At 69.4% G+C, this 12,875-nt stretch carries 14 protein-coding genes; 10 read left to right on the top strand and 4 right to left on the bottom strand.

What is annotated here, in order from left to right; all coding sequences use genetic code 11:
• Nucleotides 1-32: 32 nt before the first annotated feature.
• Entirely contained in the window at nt 33-1,301 is a 1,269-nt protein-coding gene (locus MYK68_RS01465) for a class I SAM-dependent methyltransferase (RefSeq protein WP_247865886.1), read from the bottom strand.
• Complete coding sequence (locus MYK68_RS01470) at nt 1,298-2,773, bottom strand: FAD-binding oxidoreductase (protein WP_247865888.1); 1,476 nt, start codon at nt 2,771-2,773, stop codon at nt 1,298-1,300. The genes MYK68_RS01465 and MYK68_RS01470 overlap by 4 nt, the downstream gene beginning before the upstream one ends.
• 87 nt (nt 2,774-2,860) lie before the next feature.
• Between MYK68_RS01470 and MYK68_RS01475 the strand changes: the two genes are divergently transcribed.
• The 6 genes from MYK68_RS01475 (at nt 2,861) to MYK68_RS01500 (ending at nt 6,283) form a co-directional block, all read left to right on the top strand.
• Nucleotides 2,861-3,298: an SRPBCC family protein gene (locus MYK68_RS01475; protein ID WP_247865890.1), complete on the top strand. Its 438-nt coding sequence runs from the start codon at nt 2,861-2,863 to the stop codon at nt 3,296-3,298.
• 62 nt (nt 3,299-3,360) lie between these two features.
• Entirely contained in the window at nt 3,361-4,266 is a 906-nt protein-coding gene (locus MYK68_RS01480; protein ID WP_247865891.1) for a pseudouridine synthase, read from the top strand.
• Nucleotides 4,267-4,357: 91 nt separating this feature from the next.
• Nucleotides 4,358-4,687, top strand: coding sequence for a hypothetical protein (locus MYK68_RS01485; RefSeq protein ID WP_247865892.1), 330 nt, complete (start codon nt 4,358-4,360; stop codon nt 4,685-4,687).
• Between the two features lie 23 nt (nt 4,688-4,710).
• Nucleotides 4,711-5,058: a YbaB/EbfC family nucleoid-associated protein gene (locus tag MYK68_RS01490; RefSeq protein WP_247865893.1), complete on the top strand. Its 348-nt coding sequence runs from the start codon at nt 4,711-4,713 to the stop codon at nt 5,056-5,058.
• 21 nt (nt 5,059-5,079) lie between these two features.
• Entirely contained in the window at nt 5,080-5,691 is a 612-nt protein-coding gene (gene recR / locus MYK68_RS01495) for a recombination mediator RecR (protein ID WP_247865895.1), read from the top strand.
• Between the two features lie 19 nt (nt 5,692-5,710).
• A complete protein-coding gene (locus MYK68_RS01500) occupies nt 5,711-6,283 on the top strand; it encodes a uridine kinase family protein (protein ID WP_247865896.1) in 573 nt (190 codons plus the stop codon).
• A gap of 50 nt (nt 6,284-6,333) precedes the next feature.
• On the opposite strand, the gene MYK68_RS01505 is transcribed toward MYK68_RS01500, so the two are convergent.
• Both MYK68_RS01505 and MYK68_RS01510 read right to left on the bottom strand, forming a co-directional pair.
• On the bottom strand, nt 6,334-7,074 hold the full coding sequence (locus MYK68_RS01505; protein ID WP_247865898.1) for a type 1 glutamine amidotransferase: 741 nt from the start codon (nt 7,072-7,074) through the stop codon (nt 6,334-6,336).
• Nucleotides 7,071-8,339, bottom strand: a complete 1,269-nt coding sequence (locus MYK68_RS01510) for a Mur ligase family protein (protein ID WP_247865900.1) — start codon at nt 8,337-8,339, stop codon at nt 7,071-7,073. The genes MYK68_RS01505 and MYK68_RS01510 overlap by 4 nt, the downstream gene beginning before the upstream one ends.
• A gap of 64 nt (nt 8,340-8,403) precedes the next feature.
• On the opposite strand from MYK68_RS01510, the gene MYK68_RS01515 reads away from it, so the two are divergent.
• From MYK68_RS01515 to MYK68_RS01530, 4 genes are all read left to right on the top strand, one after another.
• Entirely contained in the window at nt 8,404-9,465 is a 1,062-nt protein-coding gene (locus MYK68_RS01515) for an alpha/beta hydrolase (protein WP_247865902.1), read from the top strand.
• A gap of 150 nt (nt 9,466-9,615) precedes the next feature.
• The gene (locus MYK68_RS01520; protein WP_247865903.1) at nt 9,616-10,662 is read left to right on the top strand and encodes an FUSC family protein; all 1,047 of its coding nucleotides are present in this window, start codon (nt 9,616-9,618) and stop codon (nt 10,660-10,662) included.
• Between the two features lie 626 nt (nt 10,663-11,288).
• Nucleotides 11,289-12,239 carry an alpha/beta hydrolase gene (locus MYK68_RS01525; RefSeq protein ID WP_247867886.1) on the top strand — a complete coding sequence of 317 codons (951 nt, stop codon included), beginning with the start codon at nt 11,289-11,291 and terminating at the stop codon, nt 12,237-12,239.
• A gap of 24 nt (nt 12,240-12,263) precedes the next feature.
• Nucleotides 12,264-12,815, top strand: coding sequence for a hypothetical protein (locus MYK68_RS01530; protein ID WP_247865904.1), 552 nt, complete (start codon nt 12,264-12,266; stop codon nt 12,813-12,815).
• Nucleotides 12,816-12,875 lie beyond the last annotated feature (60 nt).

A 12,875-nucleotide genomic window follows, 5' to 3' on the forward strand; every position in this document is an offset into this window, starting at 1 on the left:
GGAGAAGACGCCGAGTTCGACGGGCGTGGGCGCTACGGCGTCCACCAGGGGCGCAGCGGCGTGTTCGGCAACGACTCGTCGCCCTTCTTCACGGCCAGCACGTGGTGCAGTTCGACCACGTCGCGCTCGAATCCGATCCGGCAACCGGCCATGTAGAGACCCCACTGGCGCGCGGTGGCCTCGCCGACCTCGGCGACCGCCGCGTCCCAGTTCGACACCAGGTAGCGGTTCCAGTCACGCAGCGTCATGGCGTAGTGCTCGCGGAAGTTCTCCTCGTGCAGCACCTCCATCCCGCCGACGTCCTGCAGCTTGGAGATGATGGTGCCCGCGCCGGTCAGCTCGCCGTCCGGGAACACGTACCGGTCGATGAACGGCCCGGCCTTGGCGCGGGTCTTGTTCTCCGGGCGCGTGATGCAGTGATTGAGCAGCAGCCCGCCGGGGCGGAGCCGATCGCGCAGGAAGCCGAAATACGCCGGGTAGTTGGCGACGCCGATGTGCTCGGTGAGGCCGATCGAGCTGACCGCGTCGAAGGCGGTCTCGGTGATGTCGCGGTAGTCGCTGTGCCGCACCTCGCCGAACTCGCTCAGACCCTCGTCGACGATCGCCTGCTGCGCCCACGACGCCTGCTCCTTCGACAGGGTGACGCCGAGCGCGTGCACCCCGCGGCGGGCGGCATAGCGGACCATGCCGCCCCAGCCGCAGCCGACGTCGAGCAGCCGGTCGCCCGGCTTCAGGGCCAGCTTGTCGAAGATCAGCCGGTACTTGTTCTCCTGCGCGGCCTCGAGGCTGGCGTCCCGGTCCGGGTACACCGCGCAGGTGTAGGTCATCGCCGGACCGAGCACCAGCTCGTAGAAGGCGTTGGAGACGTCGTAGTGGTACTGGATCGCCTCGGCGTCGCGGCCGCGGCTGTGGCGCAGTCCCTCGGCGAAGCGGCGCCAGCGCGGCAGCGTCTCCTGCGGCGGCGGCGCGATCGGCTTGAAGTGCTCGGTGCCGAGCGACTTCGCGATGGCGGCGAGCTGCAGCGGGCTCGGCTTGGTGAACTTGAGGTCCCCGGCCAGCGCCTGGAGGGCGCCGTACGGATCGCCGGGATGCCCGCCGACCAGTTCCAGATCGCCGGACACGTACGCGCGGGCCAGGCCCAGCTCGCCCGGCGCGGTCACCAGATAGGTGGTGCCGCGCGGCGTCTTCAGATCGAGGCCGAACGCGGCGTCCTCCGGGCCGGCGCTCGACCCGTCGTACGCCGTGAACCGGATTCCCAGCTCCTTGCCCAGGAGCGTTTCGAAGATCTCGGCCAGATTCATGCGCGCTTCACCGCCTTCTCATAGAGGCTCGCCAGCCGGCCGCGCGGGTCGTAGGTGGACCGGAGTGCGCGGTAGGTCGCTGAGCCGTACAGTTCGTCGAACTCTTCCTCCGGGTAGAACGACTCGGAGTAGAGAGATTTGTGGCCGTCGAGCTCGCTGACCTTGCGCTCGATGCGGCGGTTGGCGTGTCCGGGCTCGCCCGGGGTGGCCGGCACCGCCGACCAGAAGCCCACATTGGTGTAGGCATGCCCGCGCTTGAGCGGATACAGCGACCACGGCTGCTCCGGGTCGATACCGGGGCTGTCAGTACTCAGCCCGCTCGCGGAGTTCATGCTGAGCGGAGTCGAAGTGCTCCCGGCGCCGGGTTCGGCGAGCTTCAGCGGGCACAGCCAGATCGGCTCGATCGGGATCTCGTCCAGGAACCAGTTCACGAAGTCGGCGGTCCGCTCGATCGGCACCTCGATGTCCTGCACCACGCGCTCGCCGGGCGGCAGTCCCTTGCGGGCGTTGAGCTTGTCGCCGATGTCCCAGCGCTGGTCGTAGCCGATCAGCTTCCAGTAGAAACTCGACCGCAGATACTTCTTGGGCCAGAACCGGCGGATCTTCGGGTTCTGCGCGCCGAAGGCCCGCGAGCACCAGAACCAGTCGGTGTCCCAGCGCCACAGGTAGTCGCGGATGGTCAGCCGGTCCGTCTTCGGATACTCGACGTCGTCGTGCTGGATGGACCGGTAGAAGACGTCCATCCCGGTGTAGTCGCTCACCGGCCCGGGCTCGGCGGTCTGCCGCCCGAGGACCAGGTAGCACTCGTCGCGGGTGAAGACGACACCGTCGAGGTAGTCCACGCGTTCGCCGTCGTACTCGCGGGAGTCGACGACGCGGATCATTGCGGCCTGCAGGTCCTCGATCGAGCGGAACCGCACGTGCCGCAGCGCGACGAACGGCGGGACCTTCTCCAGTTCGATCTCCAGCCGCACCGAGTAGCCGAGGGTGCCGTACGAGTTGGGGAAGCCGTAGAAGAGGTCGGCGTGCTCGTTGTCGGGCCGGGCGATCACCAGTTCCCCGGTCGCGGTGAGGATCTCCATCTCGCGGACCGATTCGTGCGGCAGGCCGTTGCGGAACGACGTGCTCTCGATCCCGAGCCCGGTCACCGCGCCGCCGAGGGTGATCGTCTTGAGCTGCGGCACCACCAGCGGCACCAGTCCATAGGGGAGGGTGGCGTCGACCAGGTCCTCGTAGGTGGTCATTCCCGCCACCTGCGCGGTGCGGGCCGCCGGATCCACCGAGATCACCCGGTTCAGGCCGGACACGTCGAGCCCGGGGGCCGTGGTGGCGGCGCGCTTGCGGAACAGATTCGAGGTCTTCTTCGCCAGCCGGATGCCCGCTCCGTCGGGAATGGCGCGGTAGCTCGCCAACAGGCGATCCACTCCCTGCTGGAACGCTTTGGTACCGGATTCGAGCCGCGAGGAAGCCACGCATCCACCGTAGCGTGATCGGTCGGTACGGTGGATCGCAGGTCCCGCGGCAGGCGGGACGACATCTCGAACAAGGAGTAATCCACCGTGGGTCAGGTCACCGCCGCGTCATCCCTCGACATCGCCGCCGCTCCGGAGGTCGTGCTGGCCGCATTGTCCGACTACCGCGAGGTGCGCCCGGCGATCCTGCCCGCCAACTATCGCGACTACGCGGTCGTCGAGGGCGGCACCGGTGCGGGGACCGTCGTGCACTGGATTCTGCAGGCCACCGAGAAGCGCTCGCGCGACGTGCTCGCCGATGTGACGGCCTCCGCCGACTCGGTCACCGAGTCCGACCGCAACTCCTCGATGGTCACCGTCTACCGGGTGACCGCCGCGGGCACCGGCAGCCGCGTCGAGGTGATCACCACCTGGCAGGGCGCCGGCGGCATCGGCGGCTTCTTCGAGAAGACCTTCGCGCCCAAGGGTCTCGGCCGCATCCAGTCTGAGCTGCTCGGGAACCTCAAGACCCGCCTGGAGCCCTGAGCCGCCGCGGGCGCCGCCGCACCAAGCCTCTCCCGCTGCGCGACGGCGTCGACGCCACGCGAGTGGTACTCCGGCCGGAGTTGTTTCCGGCGCCGCCCACGGTGGCCGAGGCGCTGCTGGCGGCGCCGAGCCTGGCGGGGCTGACCGCGGCCGCACTGGCCGCCCAGCACGCCGCCGGCGCCGTCGTCGATGCCGACGGCCGCCCGGTTGATCTCGGCGCGCCGGTCCCGCGGCCCGTCCCGGTCTACCTCTACCGGGACCTGCCCGCCGAGTACGACGTGCCCTTCGGACTGGAGATCCTGCACGCCGACGACGACCTGGTCGTGGTCGACAAACCGCACTTCCTCGCCACCATGCCGCGCGGGCGGCACGTCACGCAGACGGCGCTCGTCCGCCTCCGCCGAGAGTTCGGGAACGACCATCTCGCGCCCGCGCATCGGCTCGACCGGCTCACCGCGGGCGTCCTCGTCTTCACGGCCCGCCCGGAGGTTCGTGCCGCGTACCAGGAGTTGTTCGCGAATCGTCTGGCGCGCAAGGTGTACCGGGCCGTCGCTCCGCTGCGGCCAGACGTCGGGGCCACGGTCCGGGTGGCGAACCGGATCGTCAAGACGTCGGGTGATCTCCGCGCGCGGGTGGTCGACGGCCCGGTCAACGCGGTCAGCGACATCACCCTCGAACGGGTCCGCGACGACGGCCTGGGGGAATACCTCCTGGTTCCGCAGACCGGCCGCACCCACCAGCTCCGCCTGCACATGTCCGGCCTCGGCATCCCGATCCTCGGCGACCCGCTGTATCCGGAGGTCGACGCGGACCTCGCCGCGGCCCCCGACCGGGGCGACTTCTCCCGTCCGCTGTGCCTGATCGCGTCCAGCCTGGCCTTCGCCGATCCGATCACCGGCGAAGAGCGGCGTTTCGAGAGCCGCCGGGCATGGTTCCCGCCCGGGTCCGCGCAGAACACCGGCCGCTGACGGTTCGCCGAGGGAAGATCGCCGCCGGCGGCGCTGAGACGGCCGATGTTCTGCGGTGATCGTCGGGTGGGCGAGCTCCTATCCTGGAGTCATGGCGATCATCGCGTCCCACGAGCACCATCCCGACCTGGGATGCGAGGCCGTGGTCTTCCTCGACACCGAATCCGACGCCTGCTTCCAGCTGCAACGGGATCTGCCCGGCGGCCCGCACGAGGAGCAGCACGCCATCACCACCGGGGCCAGTGCACCCGTCTACGGCGGGGTGCTGCAGTGGCGGCGCGTGGGCGACCGCTTCGAGTTCGCCCTCAACCGGCGGGCGACGGCCCTGTTCGCCGACGACGTGCTCTCGTTCGTGGTGACCCCGGCCGACGGGCAGAGCGTCGACCAACTCGCCGAGCATGTCGAGCGCCTGCTCGGGTGAGCGCACCGACTACCCTGGGCACCATGACTGATGCATTCGACCCCTCGGCCCTGTTCGGCGGCGGCGACAACCAGATGGCCGACCTCCTCGCGCAGGCGCAGGCCATGCAGAACCAGCTGTACCAGGCCCAGCAGGAGATCGCGGCGGCGAAGCTCATCGGCAGCGCGGGGAACGGACTGGTCACCATCGAGGGCAACGGCACCGGTGACATCACCGCGGTGACCATCGCCAAGGACGTGGTCGATCCCGAGGACGTCGACACCCTGCAGGACCTGATCCTGGGTGCGCTGGCCGACCTGGCGCTGTGCCGCGCCGCCCTGACCGAAGAGAAGCTGGGCCCGCTGTCGGCCGGCATGCCCGGCCTCGGCTGAGCCAGACACCGAAAGGGCCTGATGTACGAGGGGCCGATCCAGGTACTCATCGACCAGCTCGCGAAGCTTCCCGGGCTGGGGCCGAAGGGTGCCCAGCGCATCGCTTTCTCCCTGCTCGCGGGTGACAAACAGGAGATCGATCGCCTGGTCGAGGCGCTCGGCGAGGTCCGCGACAATGTGAACTTCTGCGCCGAATGCGGGAACGTCGCCGCCGACCGGCTCTGCCGGATCTGCAGTGACGCCCGGCGCGATGCGACCAAGATCTGTGTGGTCGAGGAGCCGAAGGACATCTACGCGATCGAGCGGACCAAGGAGTTCGACGGCCGCTACCACGTGCTCGGCGGTGCGCTCGACCCGCTGTCCGGGATCGGTCCGGACCAGCTGCGGATCCGTGAGCTGCTGCAACGACTCGCCAACCAGCCCGGCGGCGTCGACGTCACCGAGATCATCATCGCGACCGATCCGAACACCGAGGGCGAGGCGACCGCCACGTACCTGCTGCGCATGCTGAAGGACTTCCCCGGCCTGTCGATGACGCGCCTGGCCTCGGGTCTGCCGATGGGCAGCGACCTGGAGTTCGCCGACGAGCTCACTCTCGGCCGGGCGCTGTCCGGGCGGCGCGTTCTGGCCTGACCGCTGGGCGGAGACTAGCGTGAGCGGTGTGTCGAAGGGTTCCTCCGTCGAAGACCTCGCCGCCGCCGCGCACGCGATCGCGAGCCGCGACCTGCGGAGCGGGATCATCGCGGTCGACGGCCCCTCCGGCGCGGGGAAGAGCACCTTCGCCGACGCGCTCGCCGCACGACTCTCCGCGCTCGGCCGACGGGCCCTGCTGATCCGCACCGACTACTACGCCACCTGGGACGATCCGGCCGGCTGGTGGCCGGAACTCGAGCGCGATGTTCTCGCGCCGTTCCGCCGCAGCCACGACATCAGCCACCACCCCCGCATCTGGATCGACGGGGTACCGCACGCCGGCCCGGCCGAGCTGGTGCACTGGGCGCCGCTGCTGATCATCGAGGGCGTCACCGCCGCCCGGCAGGCGATCGCGGACCGGCTCACCCACGCGTTCTGGCTCGACGGCCCGCCCGCCGAGGAACGACTGGCCCGGACCGTCGCCCGCGACGGCGAGGACCAGCGGCCGAACCTGGCGGCGTGGCAGCACTTCGAGGACGGCTGGTTCGCCGTCGACGGGACGCGCCGCCGCTGCGAGGTCGTGCCCGTTTAGGCCGGCCGTGATCCGTGCGGACCCGGTGGCCGAGGCCGCCTGAGTGCCGCTCAGCGTGCCGCGGCGATCCGTTCCCGGCGGAGCAGGTCGATCTCGGGGAGATCGAGCGGTTCCAGGATGCGGCCGGTGGCCGCGGCCAGCAGATGGTCGGCCAGCTCCGGGTTCCGGGCCAGCAGCGGGCCGTGCATGTAGGTGCCGAGCACGCTGCCCTGGATCACGCCCTCGACGGCCTCGCCCGCGGATTCCTGCGTGGAGCCGAAGGGCGCGCCGTTGCCGGTGCCGTGCCGCACGCGGCCGAGGGGCCGGGCATCCGGGCCGAGAGTCGTGGCGCCGCGATGGTTCTCGAATCCGGTCAGCGGCTGCGTCAGACCGTCGAGCAGCGGATCGGTGACGAGTTCCCCGATGGCCCGGGCCTCCATCGGCGACGTGGTGGCGTCGAACAGCCCGACGCCCTCCACCTTCTCGCCGGCCGCGGTCAGGTACCAGTGGCCGAGTACCTGAATGGCGGCGCAGATCGCGAGGACCGGCCGCCCGGCGGCGGCGGCGCGCTGCATGCCGGGGTGCTCGAGCAGGTGCCGGGTGGCCAGCCGCTGCGCGAAGTCCTCCGCGCCGCCGAGGGTGTACACATCCAGGGAGTCGGGGACGTCGTCGTCGAGCGTGATCGGGACGATCTCGGCGTCGATGCCGCGCATCCGGGCGCGCTGCCGCAGGACCAGGGCGTTGCCGCCGTCACCGTAGGTGCCCATCACGTCGGGGAGCACCAGGCCGATCCGCAGGGTCGATTCACTCATGACTGGCTCCTCGATGTCGGCACCGGGGCGGCTCCGGCCCGCTCCAGCGCGATGCCGAGGTCCCGGAAAGCGGTGTAGTTGGCGAGCACCTCGACCCGGCCCGGCGGGCACGACTCGATCGCCGCCATGGTGTCTTCGATCGTGGTGTGCTCGGCGCCGGCGTACAGCAGCCGCACGCCGAGGTCCGCGGCGCGCTCACCGGCGGCGATCACCTGCATGGTCTCGAAGGCCTCGAACCGCACATCCCACAGCCACGACAGGTCCTCGCCGTCGGGCACCTGGCCGTTGACGGCGATCACCAGTGAGTCGGCGTCGGTGTCGATCATCGCCAGCGCCTCCTGCCAGCCCGCCGGATTCTTGGCGAGCAGGGTGCGGACCCGGTGGCGGCCCAACTGGAACGACCCGTAGCGACCGGCCACCTCGCCGACGGTGCCCACGGCGGCCACCGCCGCAGCCGGGTCGGCACCCATCGCGACGGCCGCCGCGACCGCCTGCGTCGCGTTGCCGCGGTTGGCCCGGCCGGGCACGGACAGCGTCAGCGGCGCCTGGAAACCGTGGGGGCCGTAGATGTTCTCGTCGTCGAACCACCACTGCGGGGTGGGCCTGCGGAAGTGCTCGTCGCCGGTGGAGTACCAGTCGTCGTCGCGGCGCACGATCGGCTCGCCGGTGCGCGGGCAGCTGACCGAGTCACCGACCCAGCTCGCTCCGGCGGCCACCCAGATCACCCGCGGCGCGTCGTAGGCGGCGGAGGTCACCAGGACGTCGTCGCAGTTGGCGACGACGACGGTCTCCGGGTGACGCTCGATGCCCTCGCGGAGGCGCCGTTCGATGTGGTTGATCTCGCCGACGCGATCCAGCTGGTCGCGCGAGAGATTCAGTAGGACGAGCACTTCCGGATTCGTGTTGTCGCTGACGTGCGGAACATGCAGTTCGTCCACTTCGAGCGCCGCGATCGGGGCGACCCGGTCCAGAGAGAGGGTCGCGATGATGCCCGCGTCCATGTTGGCGCCGTCGGGCTGGGTGGCCACCTGGCCGAGGCCGGCGAGTGCGGCGGCGGTCATCCGGGTGGTGGTCGACTTGCCGTTGGTGCCGGTCACCAGCACGGTACGACGGCCGGCGGCCAGCCGCGACATGATGTTCGGGTCGATCTTCTCGGCGACCAGGCCGCCGATCATCGAGCCCTTGCCGCGGCCCGCGGCCCGCGACGCCCAGCGCGCGGAGGCGGCCGCCGCGAGTGCGGTCCGGGTGCGAAGTGGCAGGCGCATAGAGAAAATTCTGTCACAGGGAGTCGGTGCACCGAGCGCGTCGGCGGTGATAGCGTCGGCGACTGTGAGCCGCGCGACATCGAAGAATCTGTCTCTGCCCGAACGCATCCAGCGCCGGTTGTTCCGGGCGGCGGGATTGATTCCCGCGTCCGTGCTGGGTACCGCCGCCCGGATCACCAAGGTCAACTCCGACGGCGATCACCTCGCCCCGGAGATGGCGCTGGTGGGAGCGGCGACCGCGAAGGTGCCGGGGATGGGGCTGACGTCGCGGCCGCCGGCCGGGGCCCGCGCGCAGCTCGACGCCACCGGCGTGGCGATGGCGCAGACCTTCCCGCCGTTCGCGATCGAGGAGGATCTGGAGTTCGAGGGCCCGGGCGGAACCATCGGCGCGACCCGCTACCGGGTGGAGGCGGGGAGCCCGCGCGGACTGATCCTGTTCCTGCACGGCGGCGGCTACGTGCTCGGCAGCCGGGCCAGCCATGACTCGGCGGTCCGTGCGCTCGCGGTGGCCTCCGGCACGGACGTGCTCTCGATCGACTACCGGCTCGCCCCGGAGCACAAGTTCCCGGCCGCGGTCGACGACGCGCTCGCGGCCTGGCACTACGCGGTGGCGAAGGCACCCGAGTGGGGGATCGACCCGGCGAAGATCGTCGTCGCGGGCGACTCGGCGGGCGGCTGCCTGTCCGCCGTGGTGGCGCTGCAGACGCGGGGCGAGGACGTCGTCCCGGCGTTGCAGCTGCTCATCTATCCGGTCACCGACATGGCGCGGGAGACCGATTCCCGGCGCGAGTTCGCCGACGGGCACTTCCTCACCGCAGCGGACATCGCCTACTTCACCGAGCACTACCTGTCCGATCCCGCCGAGGCCACCGATCCGCGGGTCTCGCCGTTGCTGGCCGACGACCTGAGCGGTCTGCCGCCCGCGTACGTGGTGGTCGCCGGGTTCGATCCGCTGCGCGACGAAGGTCTGGCCTACGCCGAGGCGATGCGCGCCGCGGGCGTGCCGGTGACGCTGGAGCGGGCCGGCTCGATGATCCACGGCTTCATCAACATGGGCCTGATCTCGCCGGCGGCGCGCGAGTACGTCTCCCGGATGGGCGCGGCCGTCGTCGACGCCCTCTCCTGACGGTTCAGGTGGGGCGCAGTGGCCGGTGTGATCGGTCGCGCCGCGTCCGACGACTCCTCGGCTGATCGCCGAGTGACGCCGTCCGACCGGTTTGTGCCACGGTCGGGCGGCGCCACGCGGGGCCGGGCGCCGCTGTTTACGATGAGCGTCATGCAGAACGACGACTCTCCCGCCGCCGCGACGCCGCCGGTCCCCGCGGGCTCCGCCGAGCCGCAGGCGCGCGACGAACCGTCGTTCAAGCGACTGCTGCTGCTATCGGCGATCTGCGTGCTCGTCGCCGGTGGACTGCTCTTCTGGCTGTCGCGGATGTGGGGCACGCCGGTGCTGTCGGCCGGATACATCGGCCTGATGTTCCTGGCGCCTGCCGTGCGTATCCTGAACTTGAAGGGCATGGTCGCGGCGACCGGATGGGCGATGGCGATCCTGGTGCTGGGTGTACTGATCGGTACGTTCGGCCCGTGGGTGCAACTCGGCGGGGTGGTGCTGACCGCGCTCGGTCAGGGGCTGTTCGTCGTTTCGGGCTCGGCTGGCCTGAACAGGTCGCCCGCCAGCCTGGTCGGTTTCTCGAAGTTCGCTGAGACTGGGTCGCCGGCCGAGGTGTGGCAGCCGCTGATCGGCCTGTCGATCGGTGCGGCCGCGATCATCATTCTGGGGCTGATCGCCTTCGGCAGCGGCAAGAAGACGGTCAAGGCGGCGCCACTCTCCGAGCGGCTCTTCTACGGCGGCGGGCTGGCGATCGGCTCGGCGGTGCTCACGGTGATCTGGACCGTCGCCGGGCTGGGCGGACTCGGCTATGCACTGCTGGTGTTCTGCCTGGTCTACGCGTTCGATTCTGGCAAGGTGATCCACAATTCGAGGATTCGGGTGTTCGGCGCGATCCTCGGCGTGGTGACCTCGGTGCTGGTCTCATGGCTGCTGTCGTCGTGGCAGCCCGCGCTGATCGCGGTCTTCATGATCTGCGGCATCCTGGCGCTGGCCAGCTTGCTGAACAAGCAGGAGTTCTGGTTCGTGGTCTTCCTCGTCGCCGCGGTCGTCCACCTGGCCGAGATCACCCCGGGCAAGTCTGCCTGGGACTCCGGCGTCGAGCACATCTTCGGCGTGCTGGGTGCCGCCGCCGTCGCGGTGGCGCTCCACTGTGTCGCCGTCCCCCTCCATAACAGGATCCTCAAACCCGCCATTGCGGCCCACACCGCTTGACCCCGCTCTTACCCGGACGTCTGCGCGCCGCCGAGGCCGCATTCCCGATGGCGGACGCGAGAGGTCATGGTTGTATCGGACGGCCGAGCAGTTCAGTGGCGCCGCGTCTGACCCTATTGTGGCGTCGAGACACGGCGCGCACGATGAAACCTCGGGTCAGCGTCGCGCGGTGCGCCCGGTGCAGACAATGACGTCACAGTAGGGACAGCGCGCGAAGGAAAGACCCGAAACCCGTCCAAATTCCCGGGTGGCAGGAATGCGCGTCGGCAGCGGTCGCGGCAAACGAACGCTGCGCCCGACAATGCCCGCGTCAGTCGCGGTCGCAGCGCCCTCGTTCGGCTGCAGCGCCTGTGACCGGGCACTGCGGCGGTGCTTGGCTGCCGCGCTCGGCTGTCGCGAGTTCTGAAGCGCGGGGCGGGGCTTCGCGGGATCTGCGGGGTGCGCCGGACGACCTAGTCTTGTCGGTCGAAAGAACGAATTTTGCCCGGTTTGACGCTCTCGACTTGTTTTGCCAACAAGGTAACGAGTCCACTAGCGGAAGTGGTCCGTCTGAGTGGAGTTGACGCCAGGTGTTCAGGAAGAAGCAGGCAGCGATATGCGGTGTTGTCCTCACCGCGGCCGCCGGGATGGTGAGCGCGCTCGTCGCACCGCATGCCGCGGCCGAACCGGGTGACGGTGTTCGTGTCGTGAGCCGGTTCGTGGTCAGCGCCCAGCGGGAAATGCTGACCGTGCATTCGGCCGCGATGAGGGAGGACATCCCGCTGACTGTGCTGCGGCCGAAGCAGGATCGGCCTGCGCCGGTCCTCTACTTGCTCAACGGCGCCGGGGGCGGAGAAGACGGCGCCAACTGGGCCGCGCGTACCGACTACGTGAGCTTCTTCGCAGACAAGCACGTCAATGTGGTGACGCCGATGAAGGGTGCGTTCTCGTACTACACCGACTGGCAACGCGACGATCCCCGGCTCGGTCGGCAGAAGTGGGAGACGTTCCTGACACGCGAGTTGCCGCCGCTGATCGACCGCGAGCTTGGTACCACCAGGCGCAACGCGATCGCGGGAATCTCGATGGCGGGGACGTCCGTGCTGAACCTTGCGGCACGGTCTCGCGGTCTCTACCGGGCCGCAGCGTCGTACAGCGGCTGCGCCCGGACCAGCGACCCGGTCGGCCAGGCGTTCATCCGTGCGGTGGTCGAGGACCGGGGCAAGGCGGATATGACGAACATGTGGGGCCCACTCGACGGTCCAGGTTGGCGTGCGAACGACCCGCTCGTCAATGCCGAGAAGCTGCGCGGCACGGCGGTGTACCTCTCGTCGAACACCGGCCTGCCAGGCGAGGACGAGTCGTTGCCACCGGGCGCTTCCGCCGACCGTGCGCTGAGCATGGCCGACCAGGTGCTACTCGGCGGTGGCATCGAATTCGCCGTGAACGTCTGTACCCAACAGATGGCCGACCGACTCGCCCAGCTCAAGATTCCTGCCGTGGTCCGCATCCGCGACACCGGCACCCACTCCTGGGGCTACTGGGAGCGGGAACTCAAGGCCTCGTGGCCGACCATCCGATCAGCGTTGACGCGTTGATCCCGACGAGCAAGGAGCTCAACTATGTCGATCAAACGAAAGACGATGATTCTGACGGCGGCCGCCGCTCTGATGGCGGGCGTGGCCTTCCCTGCCGCAGGTACGGCCCACGCTGCCGAATCTTTCGTCAAGATGAAGTACAACCTCAGCGGTGCCAACGGTGGAATGAGCCTACAGATCGACAATCGGGGAACCGGATTGGCTAAGCAGGAGTGCGCTGCCTATGTGTGGCAGGGGAACCATGTCGATGAGATCAAGCGGAACACGTCGTTTCCCACGAGTCTGTTGAACCAGTCGGGAAAGTTCGTTGACGCTCCGGTGCGCGGCGTGGTGTTCTCAAGTGTTCCGGCCAACACTCGCGCGGAGGAGTTCTTCCTGGAGTCCGAGGCAGACGGTTCGCCGATCTTCCCTTACGAGAAGAAGGCAGCGATCGTTCTGCCCGCGACCGCGTTCGTCAGCTGCAAGCAGCTCGGTGACGCCGTCGTCTACATCCCGTCGGGACAAGACCTGAACAATGTCTGGGTTTCGGGCGAGAACCTCAGTGCTAATGGAAGCCTCGATGGAATCTTCGGCTGATAGCTGGGCGAAGATGATTCGCTGCCGGGGCTACTGGGAGCAGGAACTCAAGGCCTCGTG

It is taken from the genome of Gordonia sp. PP30, from assembly GCF_023100845.1.
Taxonomy (GTDB): domain Bacteria; phylum Actinomycetota; class Actinomycetes; order Mycobacteriales; family Mycobacteriaceae; genus Gordonia.

Bases quoted from the DNA above. Each gene is read 5' to 3' on its own strand.
- MYK68_RS01490 (WP_247865893.1), top strand. From the start codon at position 4,711: ATGACTGATGCATTCGACCCCTCGGCCCTGTTCGGCGGCGGCGACAAC.
- MYK68_RS01530 (WP_247865904.1), top strand. From the start codon at position 12,264: ATGTCGATCAAACGAAAGACGATGATTCTGACGGCGGCCGCCGCTCTG.
- MYK68_RS01485 (WP_247865892.1), top strand. From the start codon at position 4,358: ATGGCGATCATCGCGTCCCACGAGCACCATCCCGACCTGGGATGCGAG.
- MYK68_RS01505 (WP_247865898.1), bottom strand. From the start codon at position 7,074: ATGAGTGAATCGACCCTGCGGATCGGCCTGGTGCTCCCCGACGTGATG.
- MYK68_RS01520 (WP_247865903.1), top strand. From the start codon at position 9,616: ATGCAGAACGACGACTCTCCCGCCGCCGCGACGCCGCCGGTCCCCGCG.
- MYK68_RS01465 (WP_247865886.1), bottom strand. From the start codon at position 1,301: ATGAATCTGGCCGAGATCTTCGAAACGCTCCTGGGCAAGGAGCTGGGA.
- recR (WP_247865895.1), top strand. From the start codon at position 5,080: ATGTACGAGGGGCCGATCCAGGTACTCATCGACCAGCTCGCGAAGCTT.
- MYK68_RS01510 (WP_247865900.1), bottom strand. From the start codon at position 8,339: ATGCGCCTGCCACTTCGCACCCGGACCGCACTCGCGGCGGCCGCCTCC.
- MYK68_RS01525 (WP_247867886.1), top strand. From the start codon at position 11,289: ATGGTGAGCGCGCTCGTCGCACCGCATGCCGCGGCCGAACCGGGTGAC.